The 22,069-nt window shown below is 75.3% G+C and carries 25 protein-coding genes; 9 read left to right on the top strand and 16 right to left on the bottom strand.

Features of this window, described 5'->3' with window-relative positions; translation table 11 throughout:
• Nucleotides 1-245 precede the first annotated feature (245 nt).
• The 3 genes from QRT04_RS01185 to QRT04_RS01195 are packed head-to-tail and all read left to right on the top strand — an operon-like array spanning nt 246 to nt 3,011.
• Nucleotides 246-1,658 (top strand): ferredoxin reductase family protein, encoded by a 1,413-nt coding sequence (locus tag QRT04_RS01185; RefSeq protein ID WP_289453053.1) that lies wholly within the window; start codon nt 246-248, stop codon nt 1,656-1,658.
• 10 nt (nt 1,659-1,668) lie between these two features.
• A complete protein-coding gene (locus QRT04_RS01190) occupies nt 1,669-2,256 on the top strand; it encodes an FMN-binding protein (RefSeq protein ID WP_289453054.1) in 588 nt (195 codons plus the stop codon).
• The gene (locus tag QRT04_RS01195) at nt 2,253-3,011 is read left to right on the top strand and encodes an FAD:protein FMN transferase (protein ID WP_289453055.1); all 759 of its coding nucleotides are present in this window, start codon (nt 2,253-2,255) and stop codon (nt 3,009-3,011) included. Before QRT04_RS01190 ends, QRT04_RS01195 begins: the two co-directional genes overlap by 4 nt.
• Before the next feature lie 34 nt (nt 3,012-3,045).
• Here the strand turns inward: QRT04_RS01195 and QRT04_RS01200 are convergent, their stop codons facing one another.
• Nucleotides 3,046-4,008, bottom strand: a complete 963-nt coding sequence (locus QRT04_RS01200) for a sensor histidine kinase (RefSeq protein WP_289453056.1) — start codon at nt 4,006-4,008, stop codon at nt 3,046-3,048.
• Nucleotides 4,005-4,682, bottom strand: coding sequence for a response regulator transcription factor (locus QRT04_RS01205; RefSeq protein ID WP_289453057.1), 678 nt, complete (start codon nt 4,680-4,682; stop codon nt 4,005-4,007). Before QRT04_RS01205 ends, QRT04_RS01200 begins: the two co-directional genes overlap by 4 nt.
• Nucleotides 4,683-4,771: 89 nt before the next feature.
• On the opposite strand from QRT04_RS01205, the gene QRT04_RS01210 reads away from it, so the two are divergent.
• Together QRT04_RS01210 and QRT04_RS01215 are read left to right on the top strand one after the other, a co-directional pair.
• Nucleotides 4,772-5,557, top strand: coding sequence for a COG4705 family protein (locus QRT04_RS01210; protein WP_289453058.1), 786 nt, complete (start codon nt 4,772-4,774; stop codon nt 5,555-5,557).
• Between the two features lie 75 nt (nt 5,558-5,632).
• Nucleotides 5,633-6,391 (top strand): hypothetical protein, encoded by a 759-nt coding sequence (locus QRT04_RS01215; RefSeq protein WP_289453059.1) that lies wholly within the window; start codon nt 5,633-5,635, stop codon nt 6,389-6,391.
• A 30-nt stretch (nt 6,392-6,421) separates the two neighbouring features.
• Here QRT04_RS01215 and dxs read toward each other — a convergent pair whose 3' ends face one another.
• On the bottom strand, nt 6,422-8,296 hold the full coding sequence (dxs, locus tag QRT04_RS01220; protein WP_289453060.1) for a 1-deoxy-D-xylulose-5-phosphate synthase: 1,875 nt from the start codon (nt 8,294-8,296) through the stop codon (nt 6,422-6,424).
• Nucleotides 8,297-8,422: 126 nt separating this feature from the next.
• Between dxs and QRT04_RS01225 the strand changes: the two genes are divergently transcribed.
• The 4 genes from QRT04_RS01225 to QRT04_RS01240 are packed head-to-tail and all read left to right on the top strand — an operon-like array spanning nt 8,423 to nt 12,135.
• Nucleotides 8,423-9,877: a GuaB1 family IMP dehydrogenase-related protein gene (locus QRT04_RS01225; RefSeq protein ID WP_289453061.1), complete on the top strand. Its 1,455-nt coding sequence runs from the start codon at nt 8,423-8,425 to the stop codon at nt 9,875-9,877.
• Entirely contained in the window at nt 9,874-10,575 is a 702-nt protein-coding gene (locus QRT04_RS01230) for a type 1 glutamine amidotransferase (RefSeq protein WP_289453062.1), read from the top strand. The genes QRT04_RS01225 and QRT04_RS01230 overlap by 4 nt, the downstream gene beginning before the upstream one ends.
• Nucleotides 10,562-11,242 (top strand): NUDIX hydrolase, encoded by a 681-nt coding sequence (locus tag QRT04_RS01235; protein WP_289453063.1) that lies wholly within the window; start codon nt 10,562-10,564, stop codon nt 11,240-11,242. The genes QRT04_RS01230 and QRT04_RS01235 overlap by 14 nt, the downstream gene beginning before the upstream one ends.
• Complete coding sequence (locus QRT04_RS01240) at nt 11,239-12,135, top strand: aminoglycoside phosphotransferase family protein (RefSeq protein ID WP_289453064.1); 897 nt, start codon at nt 11,239-11,241, stop codon at nt 12,133-12,135. The genes QRT04_RS01235 and QRT04_RS01240 overlap by 4 nt, the downstream gene beginning before the upstream one ends.
• Nucleotides 12,136-12,141: 6 nt before the next feature.
• On the opposite strand, the gene QRT04_RS01245 is transcribed toward QRT04_RS01240, so the two are convergent.
• From QRT04_RS01245 to QRT04_RS01305, 13 genes are all read right to left on the bottom strand, one after another.
• Complete coding sequence (locus QRT04_RS01245) at nt 12,142-12,978, bottom strand: class I SAM-dependent methyltransferase (protein WP_289453065.1); 837 nt, start codon at nt 12,976-12,978, stop codon at nt 12,142-12,144.
• Complete coding sequence (locus QRT04_RS01250; protein WP_289453066.1) at nt 12,975-13,574, bottom strand: hypothetical protein; 600 nt, start codon at nt 13,572-13,574, stop codon at nt 12,975-12,977. The genes QRT04_RS01245 and QRT04_RS01250 overlap by 4 nt, the downstream gene beginning before the upstream one ends.
• Entirely contained in the window at nt 13,567-14,271 is a 705-nt protein-coding gene (locus QRT04_RS01255) for a hypothetical protein (RefSeq protein ID WP_289453067.1), read from the bottom strand. The genes QRT04_RS01250 and QRT04_RS01255 overlap by 8 nt, the downstream gene beginning before the upstream one ends.
• Nucleotides 14,268-15,134 (bottom strand): hypothetical protein, encoded by an 867-nt coding sequence (locus tag QRT04_RS01260; protein WP_289453068.1) that lies wholly within the window; start codon nt 15,132-15,134, stop codon nt 14,268-14,270. Before QRT04_RS01260 ends, QRT04_RS01255 begins: the two co-directional genes overlap by 4 nt.
• Nucleotides 15,135-15,137: 3 nt before the next feature.
• Nucleotides 15,138-15,545 (bottom strand): hypothetical protein, encoded by a 408-nt coding sequence (locus QRT04_RS01265; RefSeq protein ID WP_289453069.1) that lies wholly within the window; start codon nt 15,543-15,545, stop codon nt 15,138-15,140.
• A 63-nt stretch (nt 15,546-15,608) separates the two neighbouring features.
• Nucleotides 15,609-16,142: a hypothetical protein gene (locus tag QRT04_RS01270; protein ID WP_289453070.1), complete on the bottom strand. Its 534-nt coding sequence runs from the start codon at nt 16,140-16,142 to the stop codon at nt 15,609-15,611.
• Nucleotides 16,132-17,121 carry a hypothetical protein gene (locus tag QRT04_RS01275; protein WP_289453071.1) on the bottom strand — a complete coding sequence of 330 codons (990 nt, stop codon included), beginning with the start codon at nt 17,119-17,121 and terminating at the stop codon, nt 16,132-16,134. The genes QRT04_RS01270 and QRT04_RS01275 overlap by 11 nt, the downstream gene beginning before the upstream one ends.
• A 13-nt stretch (nt 17,122-17,134) precedes the next feature.
• On the bottom strand, nt 17,135-17,710 hold the full coding sequence (locus QRT04_RS01280; protein WP_289453072.1) for a hypothetical protein: 576 nt from the start codon (nt 17,708-17,710) through the stop codon (nt 17,135-17,137).
• A complete protein-coding gene (locus tag QRT04_RS01285; RefSeq protein WP_289453073.1) occupies nt 17,707-18,186 on the bottom strand; it encodes a hypothetical protein in 480 nt (159 codons plus the stop codon). Before QRT04_RS01285 ends, QRT04_RS01280 begins: the two co-directional genes overlap by 4 nt.
• A gap of 48 nt (nt 18,187-18,234) precedes the next feature.
• On the bottom strand, nt 18,235-19,302 hold the full coding sequence (locus tag QRT04_RS01290; RefSeq protein ID WP_289453074.1) for a polyprenyl synthetase family protein: 1,068 nt from the start codon (nt 19,300-19,302) through the stop codon (nt 18,235-18,237).
• A 42-nt stretch (nt 19,303-19,344) separates the two neighbouring features.
• A complete protein-coding gene (locus QRT04_RS01295) occupies nt 19,345-20,181 on the bottom strand; it encodes an ABC transporter permease (protein WP_289453075.1) in 837 nt (278 codons plus the stop codon).
• A complete protein-coding gene (locus tag QRT04_RS01300) occupies nt 20,174-21,019 on the bottom strand; it encodes an ABC transporter permease (RefSeq protein ID WP_289453076.1) in 846 nt (281 codons plus the stop codon). The genes QRT04_RS01295 and QRT04_RS01300 overlap by 8 nt, the downstream gene beginning before the upstream one ends.
• A complete protein-coding gene (locus tag QRT04_RS01305; RefSeq protein WP_289453077.1) occupies nt 21,016-22,029 on the bottom strand; it encodes an ABC transporter ATP-binding protein in 1,014 nt (337 codons plus the stop codon). Before QRT04_RS01305 ends, QRT04_RS01300 begins: the two co-directional genes overlap by 4 nt.
• Between the last annotated feature and the right edge of the window lie 40 nt (nt 22,030-22,069).

Here is a 22,069-nt window from a genome sequence, read left to right on the forward strand (position 1 = left end):
CCGCCGGGTGATCACGGTGGTCGTCGTCCGGTCCGAGGGTTCCTCGAGCCTGCCGCACCAAGTGCTTACGGCGGTCGTGACAAGCGATGCACTGCGACTACAGGTGCAACCGTACGGCACACCCCTCTCCCGCCGCGATGCCTGTGCGGGCAAGCTGCCGCCGAGCCGGCCGCGCGAAGGCGTCCCACCGACACCGCTGGGCGCCCTCCCACCCTGTTCTCAGGAATGGTCGTGACCATCGAGGCATGGCAGTCACCAGCGCCCCGGCCCCGGCCGTGCCCGACGTCCGCCGGCTCGCGGCGCCGCGGCGCGCCCGGTGGTGGGCGGCCGCGGTCTGGGCCGTCGCGACCGCGCTCCTGCTCGTCGTGCTGCGGCTGTGGGTCTCCCACGGCGGTGTGACGGACCTCGGCGGAGGCGCGGCGTCGGCGCTGGGCGCGGCCGGGCGGCTCGCCGGCCTGCTCGCGAGCTACCTCATGCTCGCGCAGGTGCTCGGCATGGCGCGCGTCCCGTGGGTCGAGCGCTCGTTCGGCCAGGACGCCGTGACGCGGTGGCACCGCTGGACCGGGTTCACGTCGTTCCACCTGCTGCTCGTCCACATCGTCGCGATCCTCTGGTCGTACACGTTGCTCGGGCGCGTCTCGTGGGTGCGCGAGACGTGGGACGTCGTGACGACGCTGCCCGGGATGCTGCTCGCCACCGTCGGGTTCGGCCTGATCGTCGCGGTGGTCGTCTCGTCGATGCGCGTGGCGCGGCGGCGGATGCGGTACGAGGGGTGGCACCTACTGCACCTGTACGCGTACCTCGGCGTCGGGTTCGCGCTGCCGCACCAGCTCTGGACCGGCACCGACCTCGGCGGCTCGACGGCCGCCACGGCGTTCTGGTGGACGCTGTGGGCGGTCACGCTCCTCGCGGTGCTGGTGTTCCGCGTCGGGCAGCCGTTGTGGCTCTCGGCCCGCCACGACCTGCGCGTCGCGGAGGTCGTCCCCGAGGGCGAGGGACTCGTGTCGCTGCACCTCACGGGACGCCGCCTCGACGAGCTGCGCGTCGAGCCCGGGCAGTACTTCGTGTGGCGGTTCCTCTCGGGCACGGGCTGGACGCGCGGGCACCCGCTGTCCCTCTCCGCCGCGCCGACCACCGTCGGGCTCCGCGTGACCGTCGGCACCCGCGGGGACGACGGCGCACGCGTCGCGACGCTCCGGCGCGGGACGCGCGTGCTCGTCGAGGGGCCATACGGGCGCCTGACCCCCGCCGTGCGGACCCGACCGCGGGTCGCGGCCTTCGCCGCGGGCTCGGGGATCGCGCCGGTCATGGCGATGCTGCACGACAACGCGTGGGAGCCCGTCACGGACACCCTCGTGCTGCGCACCAGCCGTCCCGGCGAGGTGCCGCTCGCCGAGGACATCGAGTGGCTCGCCGGGCAGACGGGCCTCCGGTTCGTCGCGCTCCCCGGCCCGCGAGCCCGGACGGGTCCCACGTGGCTGCCGGACGGTGCGTGGCCCGGGGACGGCCCGTCGGCGCTCCGCGCGCTCGTGCCGGTCCTGGACGAGCACGACGTGATCGTGTGCGGCCCCTTGCCGTGGACCCAGGCGCTCGTCGCGGACCTGCGGGCCGCGGGCGTCCCGGCCGAGGCGCTGCACGTCGAGCGGTACGACTGGTGAGGAGAGCCGGATGAAGGTCAGCAAGCTCGTCGCGGCCGGGCTCGGCACGCTCGCGGGCGTCGTGGCGGTGTTCCTGTACCCGACGAGCACCAACCGTCCCGCGCCGGGGCAGGCCGACGGCAACGGGTCGAGCGCGAGCAGCGGCGCCGTCGCCGGGTCGGGGTCCGGGTCGGGAACCGGGTCCGGCTCCGGCTCGTCCGGTTCGGCCTCGTCGTCGTCCGGCTCCGCCTCCTCGGGCTCGTCGTCCGGCTCCGGCGCGTCGTCCTCCGGCTCGTCGTCCGGCTCCGGCTCGTCGGGGACGTCGGGCTCGTCCGCGAAGTCGGGCACCTACACGGGCGACGTCGTGCAGACCCGGTGGGGACCGGTGCAGGTCGAGATCACCGTGTCGGGCGGCACGATCACGGCGGCGCGAGCGGTCCAGTACCCGCACGGCAACGGGCGCGACGAGCAGATCAACGGCTACGCCCTCCCGATCCTCGAGCAGGAGGTCGTCTCGGCGCAGAGCGACAAGATCGACGCCGTCTCCGGCGCCACGGTGACGAGCGACGGCTACATCTCGTCGCTGCAGAGCGCGATCGACCAGGCGTTCCACGCGTGACGACCACGACCGAGGCGCCCAGGCGCGCGTGGACCGTGCAGGTCATGGGCATGCCTGTCAGCATCCACGTCCGGGGCGGCAACCCGCACGGGTCGCAGGCGCGGGACGCGGTCGAGCGCGCGTACGCCACGCTGCGGGACGTCGACGCGCGGTTCAGCCCCTTCCGCGCCGACTCCGAGCTGTCCCGGCTGCGCCGGGGCGAGCTGACGCTCGCGGCGGCGTCGGACGACCTGCGTCTCGTCGAGCGGCTGTGCCGGACCGCGGTCGAGCGCACGGCCGGCGCCTTCGACCCGTGGCGCTGGCGCGACGGCTTCGACCCGACCGGGCTCGTCAAGGGCTGGGCGGTCGCGCGGGCCGGCGAGCTGCTGCGAGAGGTCGACGGCGACGTGCTGGTCGACGCGGGGGGCGACGTGCTCGCCTGGTCGCGGTCCGGCCGGCCGTGGGTCGTGGGCATCGAGGACCCGACCGACCGTTCCCGCGTGCTGGCTCGGGTGCCGCTGCTCGACGGCGCGGTCGCGACCTCGGGGCCGGCGGCGCGTGGCGCCCACATCGTCGACCCGCGGACCGGGGAGCCGGCGGCGGGGGTGCTCTCGGCGACCGTGGTGGGACCGTCGATCCTGTGGGCCGACGTCGCCGCGACGACCGCGGTCGTGCTCGGGCCGGCTGCCGAGGCGTGGACGAGCACGCTGCACGGCACCTCGGGCCTCCTGGTCCTCGCCGGTGGCCGCGTCCACCGCTGGGCGAACCCGACCTGACCGCCGCGGAGGGGCCGCTGCCGAGAGGCCGACGTCAGCCCCGCACGACCTCCGCGGGCAGCACGATCGCCGCCGCTCCCCCACCCGGCTCGACGGGGCGCAGCTCGAGCCGACCGCCGTGCGCCTGCGCGACGTCACGGACGAGCGCCAGACCGAGGCCGAACCGGGGGCGACCGTCCTGGTTCGCGTCCGCGCGGCGGAACCGCTCGGTCAGCTGCTCGACGTCGGCCGGGAAGCCGGGACCCTCGTCGGTCACGACCACCTCGGCGGCGCCGCGCACGGCCCGCCGCACGTCGACTCGCACGGTGGCGCCCTCCGGGCTGTGCGCGACCGCGTTGTCGACGAGGCACGCGAGCGCGCGCCGCAGCGCGGTGGGAGCGACCTCCGCGACGAGCGGCGCACCGTCCACGGCGAGGCGCACGCCGGGTGCGACGGCCTCGTAGGACGCGACCGTGGCGTGGGCCAGCGCGAGCAGGTCGACGTCCTCGCGCGGGGCGCGCCCGGCCTCGAGCTGCGCGGCGACGAGCAGGTCGGTCACGACGTCGCCGAGCACGCGCGTGTCCGCGACCAGCTGGTCGACGACGACGCGACGAGGGTCGTCGGCCGGGGTGCGCGCCTGCACGAGCTGGGCGCGCGTGTGCACGATCGCGAGCGGGGTGCGCAGCTCGTGCGAGGCGTCGGCGACGAAGCGGCGCTGCCGGCGCAGCGCGTCGTCGAGGGGGGCGACGGCGCGGCGTGCGGTGAAGACCCCGACGCCCGCGGCGGCCGCGAGCGCGAGCAGCCCGAGCCCGGCGAGCTTCGCGGCCGACGCCACGTCGGCGCTCCGGTCCCGCTCCGCCTGGCTCACGGACCGCGCCTGCCGCTCCTGACCCTCCGCGCGCCCGGCCAGGTACGCGGCCGCGGCCACGACGACGATGACCGCCGCGACCGCGACCGCGACGGCGACCGCGACGCGGCGCACGGACTGACGGACCAGGGCGTCGTCGGCGTCGCTCACACGCCACCCAGCCGGTAGCCGATGCCGCGCACGGTCGTCACGGCGCCCCGCCCGAGCTTGCGCCGCAGGTAGTGCACGTACGTGTCGACGGTGTTCGGCGTGTCGTGGGGGTCGAACACCTCGGCGAGGATCTCGTCACGCGAGAAGACGCGGGTCGGGCGACGCGCGAGCATCGCGAGGACGGCGCACTCCCGGTCCGTGAGGTCGACGGGCGCCCCGCCCGCGCGCGTGACGGTGCGCGACTCGACGTCGAGCCGCGCCGTCCCGACGGCGACCGTCGGCGCGTCGTCGCCGTGGCGCCGCAGCAGCGCCCGCAGCCGGGCGAGCAGCTCGGGCAGCTCGAACGGCTTGACCAGGTAGTCCTCGGCACCGGCGTCCAAGCCGTCGACGCGGTCCGCCAGCGTGCCGCGCGCGGTCAGCACGAGCACCGGCGCGCCGACGCCCGCGCGGCGCAGCCGGCGCACGAGGTCGATGCCGTCGCCGTCGGGCAGCCCACGGTCGACGACGAGCAGGTCCGGGTGCTGGGTCAGCGTCACGTGCAGCGCCGAGTGCGAGTCCCGCACGAGCACGACCTCGTACGCGTCGCCGAGCGCCTCGGCGAGCAGCGGACCGAGCGTGCGGTCGTCCTCGACGAGCAGCAACGATGCCCGGGGCTCGGCGAGGTCGGCGTCCACCTGCCCATGGTGCCGCGCCCGGTCTCAGAAGCGTCTGAGAACCGCGGTCGACGATCGACCCGCCGGCCGGACCGCTGCGAGGAGCCCCGATGTCCGAGATCACCGCCGCCGCCCCCGACGTGGTGCGCACCCCCGTGCGGGTCCCCCGCCCCGACGCCCCGTTCTGGGTGACGAAGGGCCTCACCACGGCGATGGGCGAGGCGCTGTCGGACTACCTCGTCCACACGATCTCGCCCGTCCTCGCCGTCGGCGCGGGCGCCGTGGGGCTGGTCGTCGCCCTCGCGCTCCAGCTCCGCACCGGTCGGTACGTCCCGTGGCGCTACTGGCTCGCGGTGTCGATGGTCGGCGTCACGGGCACGATGGCGGCCGACGTGCTGCACGTCGCGCTGGGCGTCCCCTACCTCGTCTCGACCGCGCTGTTCGCGCTCGTGCTCGCGGGTGTGTTCTGGACGTGGTGGCGCACCGAGCGCACGCTCTCGATCCACACGATCACGACCCTGCGACGCGAGCTCTTCTACTGGGCCGCCGTCATCGCCACGTTCGCGCTCGGCACCGCCGCCGGCGACCTCGCCGCCACGACGCTCGGTCTCGGGTACCTGGCCGCCGGCCTGGTGTTCACCGCGTTCCTGGCGGTGCCGATCGCGGGCCGGCGCTGGTTCGGCATGTCGTCCGTCGCGGCGTTCTGGTTCGCGTACGTGCTGACGCGACCGATCGGCGCGTCGTTCGCCGACTGGTTCGGCGTCTCGCACGAGCGCGGCGGGTTGGCGCTCGGTGCCGGGCGCGTGGCGGCGGTGCTCGTCGCCGCGATCGGGGCGATGGTGTGGTTCATGACGCGCCGCGCGAGCCGGGAGCTCGTCACTCCGGCGCGGACGTGACCCGCATGGCGGCTCCACCGAGGCAGCGCCTTCGCTAGCATCGCGGCGCAACGTCGCGAGAGGAGCGGGGAGAGCATGCGCCACGGGCTGCGCACCGTCGTCGTCCTGGTCGTCGCCGGCTTGGCGCTGACGGCCTCGGCCGTGCCCGCCGGGGCGACGCTCTTCCCCGGGCCGGGGATCACGAGCATCTCCGTCGGCCCGCGGTTCCTTCCCCGTGTGTTCCTGCCCCAGACGCCGGGCACCTACCCGGACGCCATGCGTCCGTTCACACTCAGGTTCGCGGGCACGTCGACAGCGCTCTACTACCAGTGGCGTGAGGTGTGGGCGCCGCGCGTGATCGGCGCGCAGGTCACCGACGAGACGTGGGCCGGTCCCACCGAGTGGAGCGCGCAGACCTCCTTCGCTCGGCAGGTCGTGGAGGGCAGCGACTGCTACCAGGTACGGGCGCGCGACGCGTACGGGCACGTGGGGCCGTGGTCGGCGACGGCGTGCGTGACGCTGCCCAGCCGCGGCGACGAGCTGGTCTCCGGGAACTGTGGCCAGTCGATGAGCGCGTTCGAGCACGAACGCGCTCAGACGTGCACGCTCGGCCCTGTCCACACGTGGTACCGCCAGCGCGGGAGCGCCGTCCGGCTCGGCTACTGGTCGGGCCCGAAGGCCGGCAGCTTCGACGTGTACCTCGGTTCGCGGAAGATCGGCCACGTCAGGGCGACCTCGTCGACGAAGGCGCTGCACCATGTCACGCTCCCGGTGCACGGCACGGTGACGGGCTACCTCAAGCTGGCGGGGACCTCCGGGATCGTGCAGATCGAGGACTTCAGCGTCCTGCCCTGAGCCGGTGACGCCGGCGCACGACGCCCGCCGTCAGCCCAGCGCGGCGAGCACGTCGCGGACGACGTCCGCGGGCCGCAGGCGCAGCTCATCGAGCAGCTGGTCGCGCGTCGCGTGCGCGAGGAACCGGCGCGGGATCCCGCGCGCGAGCAACGGCGTCGTCACGCCCGCGACCGCCGCCGCACGCGCCACCTGTGCCCCGACGCCGCCCTCGACGAGGCCGTCCTCGATCGTCACGACGTGGTCGTGCTCCCCCACGAGCTTGACGAGCTGGTCCTGCACGGGCAGCACCCAGCGCGGGTCGACGACCGTGGTGCGCAGGCCGTGCGTCGCGAGCTGCGCGCCGACCTCGACCGCGGTCGCCGCCATGGCGCCGACGCCGACCACGAGCACCGATCGCGCACCCCCCGGCACGTCGTGCCGCGCGAGGACGTCCACGCCGTCGGCGTCGTCGACAGCGGGGATCGTCGGCCCCATCGCACCCTTCGGGTAGCGCACGACGGTCGGCGCGTCCTCGACGTCGACCGCCTCGCGCAGCGCGCGGCGCAGCGTGTCCTCGTCGCGGGGGGCCGCGAGGCGCAGGCCCGGCACGACGCACAGCATCGCCATGTCCCACATGCCGTTGTGGCTCGCGCCGTCGTCTCCGGTCAGGCCCGCGCGGTCGAGCACGAACGTGACGCCCGCCTTGTGCAGCGCGACGTCCATGACGACCTGGTCGAAGGCGCGGTTGAGGAACGTCGCGTACACCGCGACGACAGGGTGCAGGCCGCCGAACGCCATGCCGGCCGCGGAGGTGGCGGCGTGCTGCTCCGCGATGCCGACGTCGAAGACGCGGTCCGGGAACTCGGCGGCGAAGCGCTTGAGCCCGACCGGTTCGAGCATTGCCGCGGTGATCGCGACGACGTCCGGTCGGCGCCGCCCGATCGAGACGATCTCGTCCGCGAACACGCTCGTCCACCCGAACCGGCTCGGCGCGATCGGCAGGCCGGTCTCGGGGTGGATCACGCCGACCGCGTGGAACCGGTCGGCCACGTCCTCCTCGGCGGGCCGGTAGCCGCGACCCTTCTCCGTGATGACGTGCACGATCACCGGGCCCGCGAAGGACCGTGCCCGGCGCAGCGCGCGCTCGACCGCGGGCTCGTCGTGGCCGTCGACCGGGCCGACGTACTTGATGCCGAGGTCCTCGAACATGCCCTGCGGGGCGACGACGTCCTTGAGGCCCTTCTTCAGGCCGTGCAGCGCGTCGTACGCCATGCGACCCGGCGTCCCCGAGCGCTTGAGCGCCTTCTTGCCCCAGGACAGGACGTTCTCGTAGCCCTGCGTCGTGCGCAGCGTGTCGAGGTGGTGGGCGAGGCCGCCGATCGTCGGGGCGTAGGAGCGCCCGTTGTCGTTGACGACGACCACGAGCCGGCGGTCTGCGTCCGCCGCGATGTTGTTGAGCGCCTCCCAGGCCATGCCGCCCGTCAGCGCGCCGTCACCGATGACCGCCACGACGTGCCGGTCGGCGCGACCCTGGAGCTGGTTCGCCTTCGCGATGCCGTCCGCCCAGCTCAGGGCCGTGGATGCGTGGGAGTTCTCGACGACGTCGTGCTCCGACTCGGCCCGGCTCGGGTAGCCCGAGAGCCCGTCGCGCTTGCGGAGCCGCGTGAAGTCGCCGCGACCCGTGAGGAGCTTGTGCACGTACGACTGGTGGCCGGTGTCGAACACGAAGGTGTCGCGCGGCGAGTCGAAGACGCGGTGCATGGCGATGGTCAGCTCGACGACGCCGAGGTTCGGCCCGAGGTGCCCGCCGGTGCGCGACACGTTCTCGACGAGGAACGTGCGGATCTCGTCCGCGAGCTCGGTGACCTGCGACGACGTCAGGCGACGCACGTCGGCGGGCGACCCGATGCGGTCGAGCACTCCCATGGGGGCGGGCCTCCTGACAGGCGCGGCGACGGTGCCGCGAGCGCGGCTGGTGTCCCACTCTAGGACCGTCCGCCCCGACGGCTCTCCCGGGCTGCCCGGTAGAATCGACCGGAAAGGGGGACAGCCATGCGCTTCCTGCCCGGCCAGACGGCCACCTCCGACCTCACCTACGGCGACGTCTTCCTCGTCCCGTCGCGTTCCGAGGTCACCTCCCGCTTCGACGTGGACCTCGCGTCGACCGACGGCACCGGGACGACCATCCCGCTCGTCGTCGCCAACATGACGGCGGTCGCCGGTCGCCGGATGGCCGAGACCATCGCGCGCCGGGGCGGCATCGCGGTCATCCCGCAGGACGTGCCGACCGACGTGGTCGCGGACGTCGTCGCGTCCGTCAAGGCGAAGCACACCGTCGTGGAGAGCGCGGTCGTGGTGTCGCCGCACGACACCGTGCACACCGCGCTGACGCTGATCGGCAAGCGCGCCCACGGCGCGGCGGTCGTGGTCGACGGCGGCCGCCCCCTCGGCGTCGTCACCGAGGCCGACTGCCAGGGCGTCGACCGGTTCACGCAGGTGGCGGACGTCATGACGACGAACCCGACCACCGTCGACCTCGCGGTCGTCGAGAGCGGCGGCACGCGCGGGCTCGAGGCGGCGTTCGAGCAGCTGCACTCGACGCGCCGCCGCTTCTCCCCCGTGGTCCGCGACGGCGAGCTCGTCGGCGTGCTGACCCAGGTCGGCGCGCTGCGCTCGTCGATCTACTCGCCCGCGCTCGACGCGTCCGGCCGGCTGCGCGTCGCGGCGGCCGTCGGCATCAACGGCGACGTCAAGGCGAAGGCCGCCGAGCTGCTCGAGTCGGGCGTGGACGTGCTGGTCGTCGACACGGCGCACGGCCACCAGCGCAAGATGCTCGACGCGCTCGCCGCGGTCCGCGCCGTCGACCCGCAGGTGCCGGTCGTCGCCGGCAACGTCGTGACCGCCGAGGGCACGCGCGACCTCATCGAGGCGGGCGCCGACATCGTCAAGGTCGGCGTCGGGCCGGGCGCCATGTGCACCACGCGCATGATGACCGCCGTGGGCCGCCCGCAGTTCTCCGCCGTGCTCGAGTGCGCCGCCGAGGCGCGCAAGCAGGGCAAGCACGTGTGGGCCGACGGCGGCGTCCGCCACCCGCGCGACGTCGCGCTCGCGCTGGCCGCGGGTGCCGCGCAGGTGATGATCGGCTCCTGGTTCGCCGGGACGCACGAGTCGCCCGGCGACCTGCACGAGGACGGCGACGGCCGCCTCTACAAGGAGTCGTTCGGCATGGCGTCGGCCCGCGCGGTCGCGAACCGCACGCGCGGCGGCTCGGCGTTCGACCGCGCGCGCAAGGCTCTCTACGAGGAGGGCATCTCGCACTCGCGCATGTACCTCGACCCGCGCCGGCCCGGCGTGGAGGACCTCGTCGACCACATCACCGCCGGGGTGCGCTCCGCCGCGACCTACGTCGGTGCGACGAGCCTCGAGGAGCTGCACGAGCGGGCCGTCGTCGGCATCCAGTCGGCCGCGGGCTACGAGGAGGGGCGTCCGCTCCCCGAGGGCTGGTGACGGGCCCGCGCCCGGTCCTCGTGCTGCAGCACGCGCCGCACGAGGGACCCGGTCTGATCGGCCGCGCGATCGACGCGCCGCTGCGGGTCCGCACGGTGCTCGACCTCGCGGACCCGGTGCTGCCCGCGCTCGACGAGGTCGCGGGCGTCGTGGTGATGGGCGGCCCGATGGACGCCGACGACGTCCGCGCGCACCCCGGCCTCGCGGCCGAGCGCGCCCTGCTCGCGGCGGCCGTCGACGCCGACGTGCCGGTCCTGGGCGTGTGCCTCGGGATGCAGCTGCTGGGCCTCGCGCTCGGCGCTCGGCTGCTGCGCCGGCACGGCTCGGAGGTCGGGTTCGCGCCCGTCGAGCTGCTCGCGGACGACCCGGTGCTCGGCGCGCTCGGCGCGCAGCCGACGGTGCTGCACTGGCACGACGACGCGGTCGAGCTCCCGCCTGGCGCGACCCTGCTGGCCTCGACCGCCGCGACGCCGGTCCAGGCGTTCCGCGCGGGATCGGCGCTCGGACTCCAGTTCCACGCGGAGGTCGACGCCCCGCTGCTGGGGCTCTGGCTCGACACCCCCGCGATGGTCGGGCGGCTCGACGAGGACGAGGTCGAGGCGATCCGTGCCGACGGGGCGGCGCGCCTGCCTGCGCTGGCACCGGCCGCCGAGAAGCTGTTCGCCGGGTTCGGCGAGCTCGTCCGTGCCCGTGGCTGACGACCTCGCCGGCGCGCGGGCCGAGCTCGCCGCGCTGTGCCGCGACGGGCTCGACTGGCGGCTCGACCCGCTGCGGGCCGCCGAGGCCGGCGGCCGGCCGGCCGCCGTGCTCGTGCTGTTCGGCGAGCTCGACGCCGCGCCCGCGCGCACCGACCGGCCGGCCGTCGCGGCCGACCTCGACGTGCTGCTCCAGCGCCGGGCCGCCACGCTCGGCCACCACGCGGGTCAGATCGCGTTCCCCGGTGGGCGCATCGAGCCGACCGACGCCTCCCCCGCGGCCGCAGCCCTCCGTGAGGCGGTCGAGGAGACCGGCGTCGACGCCGCGGGCATCGAGGTCCTGGGTGAGCTCGCGCCCGTCGCCGTGCCGGTGAGCAACCACCTCGTCACGCCCGTGCCGGCGTGGTGGACGCGACCGTCGCGCGTCGCCGCCGTCGACCACGCCGAGACCGTCGACGTGTTCCGCGTGCCGGTCGCCGACCTGCTCGACCCCGAGCACCGCGCGAGCGTCGCCCACGTGCGCGGCGACGCCACCGTGCGGACGCCCGCGTTCGTCGTCGACGGGCGCGTGATCTGGGGCTTCACCGGCATCGTGCTGGCGCGGATGTTCGACGCGCTCGGCTGGGCGCGGCCGTGGGACACCCGCCGGCTGGTGGACCCGTGGGCGTGACGCCGACGGGTAAGGCGCACCCGACGATCGAGCGCGACGTCACCGAGGAGCTCGCGCGTCACCTGCTGCGCACGCAGCACGCCGATCTCGCCGACCTGCCGCTCGTCCGCGTCGGCACCGGCTGGGACAACGTCCTGTGGCGGCTCGGCGACGATCTCGCGCTGCGCCTGCCCGTCCGCGCGTCGTCGGCGCCGCTCGTCGCGTACGAGCACGCGGCACTGCCGGTGCTCGCGCCGCGGCTGCCGGTGGACGTGCCCGTCCCCGTGCGCGCGGGGCATCCCGACGACCGGTACCCGTGGCCGTGGAGCGTCGTCCCGTGGTTCGACGGCCGGCCCGCGTACGCGCAGCCGGTCGCCGAGCGGTCGGCGTGGGCGGAGGACCTGGCCGCCGTGCTCGTCGCCCTCCACCGGCCCGCGCCGCCCGACGCGCCGCCGAACGCGGTGCGCGGCGTGCCGATCGCCCCGCGCCGGCCCGCGCTCGTCGAGCGGCTCGACCGCCTCGCGCTGCCGGAGGTCGACCGCGTCCTCGCCCGCTTCGACGACCTGGCGGCCGCGCCGGACCACACGGGGCCCGCAGTCTGGGTGCACGGCGACCCGCACCCGGCGAACGTCCTCGTCGCGCGCGGCCGGCTCCGCGCCGTCATCGACTGGGGCGACGTGACCTCCGGCGACCCGGCGTCCGACCTCGCGACGGCATGGCTGACGTTCGACGCGGACGGACGCGCCGCGTTCCGTGCCCGGGTCGACGCCGGCGCCCGCTGGGACGAGGCGACGTGGCGGCGCGCGCAGGCGTGGGCGTTGCACTTCTCGGTCGTGCTCGGCATGCACCCGGTCGAGTACCCGCACCTCGCGGAGATCGGCCGGCACGGCCTGGCGCAGGCGCTCGACGGCTGACGCGCGCTAGGGGTCCGGCGCCGTCGCGAGCGCGAGACCGAAACCCGGCAGCAGGTCGTACCACCGCACGTCGACGAATCCCGCGTCCTCGAGCAGCGTCCGGAACTGCTCGGGCGTGTGGAACCCGATCCAGCCCGGGTCACCGGCCAGCGCGAGCGTCGACGAGATCTGCACGAACCACTCGGGCCCGGGGTCGACGATCGCGTAGTGACCGCCCGGCCGCAGGCAGCGCAGGATGCCCGCCGCCGCCGCCGGCGGGTCCGGGTAGTGGTGGTGCGCGAGGCAGTTGTAGACGAGGTCGAACGCGCCGTCGAGCTCGTGGGGCAGGTCGCCGACGTCCGCCTGGACGAACGCCGTGTTGTCGAGCCCGGCGGCCCAGGCGGCCCGGTGGGCGCCGACCACCATGCCCGCCGCGAGGTCGACTCCGACCACCTCGCCGGCCGGCACCCGGTGCGCGACGGCGCGCAGCTCGCGCCCCGGTCCGCAGCCCGCGTCGAGCACCCGGGCGTCAGCTCGCAGGAGCGGAGCGAGGACGTCGAGCGCCTCGGCGAACAGCGGGCCCGAGAACGGCCGGACGTAGAAGTCGTACGCCTCGGCGAGCCGGTCGAACTCGACCACCAGCGCGTCGTGCTCGGTGGGCTCCTCGAGCAGCCGCGGCTCGCGCCAGAGCCGGCTGAACCGCGCGCCGCCACCCGGCGTCGGCGGAACGGCGTCCACCACGGGTGCCGACCCGCGCTCGCGTGCGTACCGCCGGGCGGCGCGCGCAGGCTCGAACACCTGCGCGGACCACGACCACATCGCGCCGGCCAGCAGAGCGCTCGCCGCGTCGTCCGTCGCCGTCATGCGCCGTCAGCATCGGTGCGCCGCAGCACGACGCCGACGGTGCCGGCCGGGATCCCGTCGATGCGCAGCGTCGACCGGTAGTCCGAGCCCGCTTGCGCGTCCGCGGGGACCCGGACGCGCAGCACGACGACCGTCGACTCCCCCGCGTCGAGCGTCACGGCGTGGGGCCGGATCGTCGCGTCGACGTGCAGCGTGCCGCCCGCGGCGTCGCGGAACGGGTCGAGCACGACCGACGCCGTCGCGGGCGCGTCGAGCACGTTCTCGATCTCGAACGCGCCGCCCGCCTCCTCGCCCACGGCGCCCTCGAGCACGAGCGCCGCGGCGGAGGGCGCAGCCGGGCTGCCGGACGCGGCCGTCCCCGACGCGCTCGCCGCCTGCGCCGCGGCGGCGTGCTGCGCCCGGTGCGCGGCGTCGTCGCGCGGTGTCGTCGCCGCCGGCGTCTGGAGCGTGACCGCGCGCGGCACGTCGCGGACGACCTGCCCGACCGCGCCCAGCCAGTCGGTCACGAGGTCGCCCCAGGCGCGCACGTACGTCACGTTCGCGTCGACGAGCCGCCGGACCAGGTCGTCCGCGCCGCCGCCGGGCGCGTCAGCCATGCGTCTGGATCGGCACGCGGACGCCGGCCTGCGGGCGGCAGCAGGGCTCGTGGTAGAAGTGGTCGTACCAGTGGTGGACCGTGTCGGGCTCGTCGGTGACGGCGACCTCGTGCGTGCACGCGCAGCCCCCGGACGAGCTCGAGACGCGCCAGCGCACCACGTGGTCGCGGCAGCCGCGGACCCACAGCAGGGCCGAGAGCTCGCGGTCGTCCTCGTCGTCGGGCAGCCGGACGGTCGCCGTGAACGTCGCGGTCTCGTACGGGCCGACCGCCTGCTGCTGAGGCTCGATCTCGACGGCCTTGGCGTCCGGGCCCGTCGCCCGCACCGCGACCTGCCGGCTCGCGGGCCACTCGTTCGTCACCCGCAGCCGCAGCCGCATCGTCGCGCCGGGGCACCCGTGGGCCTTGACCTCGGGCAGGCGCTCCGGCAGGAAGCACGCGTCCGGGATCGTGCAGCACGACGACGACGCGCCCTTCGTGAGCCCGGCCGTCATCGAGGCCAGCCGGGACGTGAGGTCGCCGACCGTCCCGCCGATGTCGGCCTGCTTGACGGCCCGGGTCGCGGCCGAGGCGACGTCGGACGCCGGCGTCGAGGACGTGAGCGCGTCGAGCATCGCGCGGCTGAGCCGCAGACCCGCACCGAGCAGCGAGTCGAGGGTGGCGGTGGTCTGGTCGGACAGGGACGACGAGCTGGTCACGACGGCTCCTCGCTGGACGGCGGGCGGGACGACGGCTTGCGGGACGGTGCGCGCGACGACGTCGAGCGCGAGGACGACCGGGTCGCGGCGCCCGTGGACCCGGTCGACGCGCGCCGGGACCGGGCCGGCGCGGGCGGGACAGACGTCTCCTCGCCGGGCGGCGGTGCGGCGACGTCGACCTGCACGCGCACCCGAGTGCCCGCCACGAGCCACGTCGCCACGTGCGAGGAGCCCGGCTCGAGACCGGTCGGCACGTGGACCGCGGCGCTGAGCCAGCGCTGCTCGGCCGGGCCGAGCGGGCCGGCGCCCTCGGTGACGACGACCCGCGCCACGCCGGACTGGTCGTCCGCCACGGCGTCGGCCGCGGCCGCCCAGCGGTCGAGCCCGCCCTTGTCGGCCGACAGCGCCGCCACGATCGCGCGCTGCAGGGTCTCGGCGCGCTCGAACGCGAGCACACCCACCTTCGGCACGTCGACCGCCACGTTGCCGTGCGCCGTCAGGTGCACCTGCACGGGCACCTCGTCGCCGGCGGCGCCGACGACGCGCAGGTCGTGGGGCCGCACGTCGACCCGCTCCTCGGCGAGCACCTCGACCGTCGCGGCGATCGCGCCGCCGTCCCAGAGCACCTCGGCGTCGACCGGCCCAGGGGGCGTGTCGTCCGGGAGCAGCAGCCGCACCTCGGTCGCGCCGACGCCCGCGGGCGCGGTCAGCACGCGCGCCCCCGGCCACGACCCGTCCTTGCCCGAGCGGGACCCGGGCGCGACGACGATCGAGCGGCGCGCCTCGGGCGGCACGTCGACCACGCCGCGGACGTCGCCCGGCGGCCCGACCAGCCGCGCAGTCACTGTCGCGGCGCGCGCCACGGGTCAGCCGTCCTGCTCGTCGGGCTCGCGCGCCTCGTAGCCGCAGACCTCGCACGGCCCGGGGTGGTACGCCTCGGAGATCAGCTGCGCCTCGCCGCACAGCCGGACCTTGAGCAGCTCCATGCCGAGCAGGCTCAGCCCGACCGTGAAGTCGGCGGGCAGGTGGCTGCGCGTCTCCGGCAGCGACGTCACCGCCAGGTTGAGGTCGACCGGGTTCAGCGTCACCGGGTTGAGCGTCAGCGTCGCGTCGACCGGGTTGAGCGTCACCGGGTCGACGCCGAGCTGGATCTTCGGCAGCGGCGACGCGACGGTGATGGTGAACGCGTCGGGAATGCCGTCGACCGTCACCGGATTGACCGTCACCGGCCCGATCGAGCCGAGATGGCCGTCGAGATGGACGTCGGAACCCATGGCGTACCCCCGCATCCGCACGGATCGCTCGCACCAGCAGCATCGACCCGGACAAGTCGGGCGTCAACCAGTCGCGGCCGGCGGGTCGGCGAGAAGCCCCAGCGCGCGCAGCAGGCGCAGCTCGGCGGGCGCGATCTCGTCGGGGTACCAGGGCACGGGCGCGCGCCCCGGACCGGTGGGCGCACCGACCGCCGCGACGAGCTCGTCCGCGAGCGCCTGCAGCGCGGGCGCGCGCATCGCGGCGTCGAGCACGATCTCGATGACGGCGATCATCGCCGCGACCTCGGCGACGGTGCCGACGACCTCGACGTCGCCCGTCAGCACCGCGTCGCGCACCTCGACCCGCGCCGCGAGCACGTCGACCACCGTGCCGCGCGAGGAGCGGCCCCACGGGCCGGTGCCGGGTCCGTCGACGCGCCGCACCCGCAGCGCGCCGTGGTCGTCGAAGCCCACCGCGACCCACTCGTCGTCGAGCCCGATCCGCGCCGAGCGACGCGCCGCGACGCCTCGCAGGGTCGCGGCACCGACCGGGTCGGCCGCCTCGAGCGCCCCGACGATCGCCCGCACCCACGCCGCGAGCCCACGATCAGCCGGCATGCTCGACCACGCCCAGCCCGTGCGCCTCGACCGGGCGACCGGCCAGGCGGCCCACCGCACGGAACCGGCCGACGGACTCGTGCAGCACGGCGAACCCCGGCCTGCTCGGCTCGGCGAGCAGGAGCTGGGCCACGTCGTCGACGTCGAGCACGACCTCGAGGCCGTCGAAGCCGTCGCCGACGCGCACCCGCACCCGCGCGGGCAGCCGGTCGCGCGCGCGGTCGGCGTGCAGCGCCGCCATCGCGCCCGGGAACCGTCGCGACGGGTGCCGCACGCCGTCGACGGCGATGTCGACCTGGGGGCCGACGAACTGCGCGACCCGCCCGGCGTGCTCGACGGTGACGAGCGCGTCCCCCGTCACGCGGTGCGCCCGGTCGGTCGTGCGCGACATCACGACCAGCAGGCCGTCCGCCCCGTGGAAGCAGCCCCAGTCCCAGCCGACGTCGTCGCCCCACGCCCAGCGACCCCAGTTGTGGTCCGCGTAGCCCCCGGCGCCGCGCACGACGAGCCGGCGGCCCGCCGCCCGGACGACGCCGTCGAGCGCGAGCCGCGGGTACGCCGCCCACCCCAGGTGACCCTCGCCGAACGGGACGTCCCACGACGGCCCGAGCGGCGGCCCCACGGCCGGGCCCCCGAGCGAGACGTCGGCGTCCGCCACCGCGGCGCGCGCCGCCGCGTGACCGGCGCCGAACCACGGCGCGACCGCGACGGCCACGTCGCCCGCCGCGAGCTCGAGCACACCGGCGTGTGCCGCGGCGGCGCCCTGCACCTGCGTCCCGCCCGACCATCCGGCACCCGGCACGCGCACGAGCGCGACCCCCACGGCGCGGGACGGCGCCGCGGCGGGGTCGCCGTGCAGCGAGAGGTTGACCAGCCCGACGGTGCCGCTCGCGTGGTCGAAGACGTTGACGTGCAGCCACTCCTTGTAGAGCGCGCGGGTCGGGTCGTCGGCTCGGGGCGGCCGGAGGTGGTCGAGCACGCTCACCCCACGGTCAACGCAGCACGACGCCGTCGACCGGAGCGGCGCGGCCTGCACCCGGGACGACCCGCGGCGCGGGCTCCCCCGACGCGGCCGCGAGCGCCTCGACGAGCGCCTCCGTCTCGCGCGCGAGAGCCCACAGACCCAGCACGAGGTCGAGCGGGTCGACGGGTCCCGGCCCGACGGCGTCGCCACCCGTCCGGTCCGGCAGCAGGGGCGGCAGGTCGAGCGTCTCCCCGAGGTCGTCGACCAGCAGCAGCGCCGCGTCGTTCCGGAGCTGGTGGAGCACGGGGCTCGCCGGCATCGTCGCGAGCCACCGGTCGATGCCGAGCCGCTGCCACAGGAGCGTCGCGTTCGTCGCCGGACGCCCGCGCGCGAGCGCCTCCCGCAGCCGCCGTCCCTCGGCGGTCTCGGCCGCCTCGCGCCCGACCGCCGCGACGCCTGCGGCCAGCGCACCGACGACGTCGGCGCCGCTCACGCCCGGCAGGACCGCGAGCCGTCCGGCGAGGGAGGCGACCAGCGAGGCCGTGGTGCGGCCCGCGCGGTCGGGCTCGTCGACGAGCAGGACGTCGGGGTCGCCGGGGCTCACGACGCGACCGCCACGGTGACCTCGAGCGGCACCCCGCCCTGGTGCAGCCCGCGCAGCATGACGAGCCCGCGGTACAGCCCCTCCGGCACGTCGGCCGGCACCGGCAGCCGCAGGGTCACGCGCGCCTGCTCCGCCGGTGCGAGGAGGCGGAACGCGGGCCGCACGTCGGCGTCGGCGAACCAGGTCGTCCCGTCCTCGCCCACGAGCGGCGTGAGCGTCGCGGCGAGCACCGTGTGCACGCGCTGCCGGTTCTCGACGTCGAGCCGGACCGACGCGCGCCCGCCGGGTGCCGCGGTCGCGGCCAGTGCCGCGGGGGCGTCGGGCCGCAGCACGGTGCCGGGCGCGTGCGGCTCGAACATGCCCTGCACGCGGCGCAGGTAGCGCAGCGTCTCGTCGACCATGCGCGCCTGGAAGTCCTGCTGCAGCCGGAGGATCTCGCCGAGCGCGTCGCTCGCTCCGTGCGGTGGCTCGGTCATGGCCCCCGGGTCCCGTCCGTCGGCGTCGGGCGACCGGCGCCCGTTCGACTAGAGCGTCCGATCGATGACGTAGTGCAGCATCTCGCGCAGGAAGTGACGATAGTCCGCCGACTCGTCCGCCCGGGAGGGGTGCAGGACCCGGCTCTCGAGGTCGAGCGCGCGCCGCGAGTAGCGCTGCGCGAGCACCCGGCCGTGGTCGACCGAGCCCGCGGCGTCCATCGCCCCGGCGAGCCACGCGACCTCGTCGCCCGCCTTGTCGGCGCGCGGCAGCGCCAGGAGCGCGAGCGCCCGGCGGCGGTCGTCCGGCCCGGCGGCCCGCAGGAAGTGCAGCAGCATGACGGTCCGCTTGCCCTCCCAGAGGTCGCCCGCCGTCTCCTTGCCGTACGCGCCCTCGTCGGCGACCAGGTTGAGCACGTCGTCGGTGATCTGGAACGCGACGCCGGCGTGGAAGCCCAGCGCGACGAGGCCGAGCAGCTCGTCGTCCGTGGGACGCCCGGTGCCCGGCGGGGCGCCGCAGATCGTGCCGATCCGCAGCGGGGCGATCACCGTGTACCAGCACGTCTTCTTGTAGACCATCCGCACGTAGTCGTGGTCGCCGAGGTCGAACGTGCCGCGGGCGATCCAGTCGAGCTCGATCGCCTGCCCCTCGACCGACTCGCGCGCCATGCGCTCGAACTCGCGCAGCACGAGCAGCGCCTTGCGCACGCCGAGCCCCGACACGTTCTCGAGCAGCTTGCCGACCGAGAGGATGTTCGTGGCGTCGCCGACGTTGATCGCGACGGGGACCCCGCGGTCGGCGAAGAGGGTCGCGCGGCCGCGCCGGAACGTCGACGCGTCCTCGATGTCGTCGTGCACGAGGAAGCCGTTGTGCAGCAGCTCGAGCGCCGTGGCCGACGCGAGCGCCTGGTCGACGCGCCCGCCCGCCGCGAGCGCGGCCGAGAGGCAGATCGCGGGCCGCAGCCCCTTGCCCTCGCGCAGCGGGTAGTCGGCCACCAGGTCGTAGAGCGGCCCGTACCCCGTCTCACGACGCCGGTCGACGAGCGTCGCGATCTCGTCGCGGACGAGCGCGCGCGCCTGCGCGAGGACGCGCGCCACGAGCTGCTCGTCGTGCGCCACGGCGACAGCGTGGCAGCCGCGACGCGGCCGCGACACCCCGGGTCAGTTGCCGGCGCTCTCGTACCGCAGCATGCCGCGCCGGAACACGAGCGCACCCAGCACGAGGCACCACACCGCCACGAGGGGCGTGAGGAAGCCGAGCCAGTGCGCCGTGCCGGTCGACAGGACCGCCTGCGCCGGGAAGTAGCTCATGAACGCGTACGGCAGGACGACGGACAGCGCGAGCCGCACGCCGATGCCGTAGATCGTGATCGGGAACCGCGCGAGCTCGCCGAACGTGTGCATCGAGAACGCGAACATCGACCACGGCGTCTTGATCCAGAACGCCGCCGCGTTCGTCGCCGTGTTGAGGCCGACCTTGACGAGCGCCGCGCTCACCACCAGCACGACGAACAGCGCGATCGTCGCGGGCGTCCAGGCCACGTCGACGTGCGCGACCGAGACGCCGAGCAGCGCGCCGCCGAGCGCGACGTTCCCGAGCCCGTTCATGCCGATCTCCGAGCTCAGCACCTGCAGCACGGGCGAGAACGGTCGCAGGAGGAGCGCGTCGAAGCCGCCGAGGTTCACGGTGAAGGCCATCGACCACGCGCCCTGCGCGAACAGCACCGAGAGGCCCTCCGACAGGACGACGAGCGCGTAGATCATGGCGACGTCCCAGAACGTCCAGCCGTTGATCTCCGGGATCGACCCGAAGATCGCCCAGAGGAAGACGATCCCGACGCCCTGCGCGATCACGGCGGAGACGCTCATGATCCAGAAGTCGGCCTCGTACTCGAGCGTCGAGCGCAGGTGCGCTCCGAGGCAGCGCCGGTAGAGCCAGGCGTTGCGCCGCACCCGCGCGAGCACCCCGGGCGCCGCGACGGCCTGCGCGCTAGCCACCGTGCACCGTCAGCTGCCGGCTGGCCGCACCCCACAGCGCGCGACCGAGCAGCCAGAGGCCCACCACCCAGAACGCCTGCACGGCGACCGCCCGCCACGCCTCGGCACCCGCGAGGTGCCCGACGTACACGAGCGCGGGCGTCGACGCCATGCCCGCGAACGGCAGGTACGTCAGCACGTCCTGAGCCCAGCCGGGGAAGAACGCGATCGGCACGAGCGCCCCGGAGCAGAGCGTGACGAGTGCGATGCGGCCGGCCTGCACGCCGATGTAGTTCTGCGTCCAGAAGACGACCAGCCCGCTCATGTAGACGATGCCGAACCGCAGCGGCATGACGAGCAGCGCGGAGACGACGAACGCGCCGAGCTCGCCCGGCGCGGGTCCCGGCACGCCGCCGAACGCGAGCGCCGCGACCGCCGCGACGAGCAGGCCGGTGCCGAGCTCGTACACGCCGAAGCCGAGCGCCTCGGCGAACCGCGCGTCCTGGTAGCCGACCGGCCGGACGAGGTCCATCGCGACGTCGCCCTGGAGGATGCGCCCTGCCATCCGGTAGTCCACGTAGCTCGAGACGAGCGACCCGGCCACGAACGTCACGAGCAGGTACGCGCGCATGTGCGGCCAGTCGAATCCGTGCAGCGGCCCGTTCGCGAGCACCGCGCGCCACAGGTAGAGCATCGACAGCACGGCGAACGCGGTGGCCAGGAGCCCGAACAGGAAGCTCACCTGGTGCGCGACGAGGCTGCGGAACGCGGTGCGGGCCATCGAGCGCCGGGCGCGCGTGCGGCCGGCGAACGGCAGCCGCCCGGACGGGGCGGCCTCGAGCAGCGCCGCGGCGCTCACTGCATGCCTCCCGCGCCGAGCTCGCCCGCGTAGACCCGCCGCACGACGTCCTCGATCGCCGGCTCGTCGATGCGGAGGTCGACGACGTCGGCCTCCGCCTGCACCGCGGCCAGCACCCGTGCGGAGCTGACGACCGCGGGGTCGAACGTGACGTCGAGCTGCGCGTCGCTGGGCCCCTCGGCGACCGCGGCGTCCGGCAGCCGGGCCGCGATCCCCGCGAGCGACGCGGGCGCCTCGGCCACGGAGAAGTGCATCGTGCGCTCGCGCGCGTACGTCTCGACGACGGTGCCGATGTCGCCGTCGTACACGATCCGGCCCTGGTCGATGATCACGAGACGGCGGCAGATGTCCTCGATGTCGCCGAGGTCGTGCGTCGTCAGCATGACGGTCGTGCCCTCGGCGACGAGCTCGCGCACGAACGCGCGGACGCGGTCCTTGACGGCGATGTCGAGACCGATGGTCGGCTCGTCCAGGAAGACGATGGGCGGCGTGTGCACGAGGGCGGCCGCGAGGTCGGCGCGCATCCGCTGGCCGAGCGACAGCTTGCGGGCCGTCACCGGCAGCAGCTCGGCGAGGCCGAGCGTCGCGTCGAGCCGCTCGAGGTTGCGGCGGTAGTCCGCGTCCGACAGGCCGTGCATGTCCCGCAGCAGCTCGAGCGAGTCGCGCACCGGCAGGTCCCACCACAGCTGCGTGCGCTGCCCGAAGACGACGCCCACACGGCGCGCGTTCGCGATGCGGTCCTTGTGCGGCACCCGACCCTCGACGTGCACGGTGCCCGACGTCGGCACGAGCACGCCGGTCAGCATCTTGACGGTGGTCGACTTTCCCGCGCCGTTGGGCCCGACGTACGCGACCGCCTCGCCGGCCTCGACGCGCAGGTCGATGTCGTCGACCGCGACCTTGTCGACGAACCTCCGCTCGACGAGGTGCCGCACCGACCCGGCGAGGCCGGGCTTCTTGTCGGCGCGGCGGAAGACCTTGCGGAGCTGGGCGACCTCGATCAGCGACACGCACCGCATCGTCGTGGAAAACGTTGTCGATGCCAACGTC

It is taken from the genome of Cellulomonas alba (assembly GCF_030362835.1).
Classification (GTDB): domain Bacteria; phylum Actinomycetota; class Actinomycetes; order Actinomycetales; family Cellulomonadaceae; genus Cellulomonas; species Cellulomonas alba.

What these genes read in the sequence shown, in the direction of transcription:
- QRT04_RS01210 (WP_289453058.1), top strand. Translation starts at nt 4,772, where the DNA reads ATGTCCGAGATCACCGCCGCCGCCCCCGACGTGGTGCGCACCCCCGTG.
- QRT04_RS01245 (WP_289453065.1), bottom strand. Translation starts at nt 12,978, where the DNA reads ATGACGGCGACGGACGACGCGGCGAGCGCTCTGCTGGCCGGCGCGATG.
- QRT04_RS01270 (WP_289453070.1), bottom strand. Translation starts at nt 16,142, where the DNA reads ATGCCGGCTGATCGTGGGCTCGCGGCGTGGGTGCGGGCGATCGTCGGG.
- QRT04_RS01265 (WP_289453069.1), bottom strand. Translation starts at nt 15,545, where the DNA reads ATGGGTTCCGACGTCCATCTCGACGGCCATCTCGGCTCGATCGGGCCG.
- QRT04_RS01285 (WP_289453073.1), bottom strand. Translation starts at nt 18,186, where the DNA reads ATGACCGAGCCACCGCACGGAGCGAGCGACGCGCTCGGCGAGATCCTC.
- QRT04_RS01215 (WP_289453059.1), top strand. Translation starts at nt 5,633, where the DNA reads ATGCGCCACGGGCTGCGCACCGTCGTCGTCCTGGTCGTCGCCGGCTTG.
- QRT04_RS01250 (WP_289453066.1), bottom strand. Translation starts at nt 13,574, where the DNA reads ATGGCTGACGCGCCCGGCGGCGGCGCGGACGACCTGGTCCGGCGGCTC.
- dxs (WP_289453060.1), bottom strand. Translation starts at nt 8,296, where the DNA reads ATGGGAGTGCTCGACCGCATCGGGTCGCCCGCCGACGTGCGTCGCCTG.
- QRT04_RS01225 (WP_289453061.1), top strand. Translation starts at nt 8,423, where the DNA reads ATGCGCTTCCTGCCCGGCCAGACGGCCACCTCCGACCTCACCTACGGC.
- QRT04_RS01190 (WP_289453054.1), top strand. Translation starts at nt 1,669, where the DNA reads ATGAAGGTCAGCAAGCTCGTCGCGGCCGGGCTCGGCACGCTCGCGGGC.
- QRT04_RS01185 (WP_289453053.1), top strand. Translation starts at nt 246, where the DNA reads ATGGCAGTCACCAGCGCCCCGGCCCCGGCCGTGCCCGACGTCCGCCGG.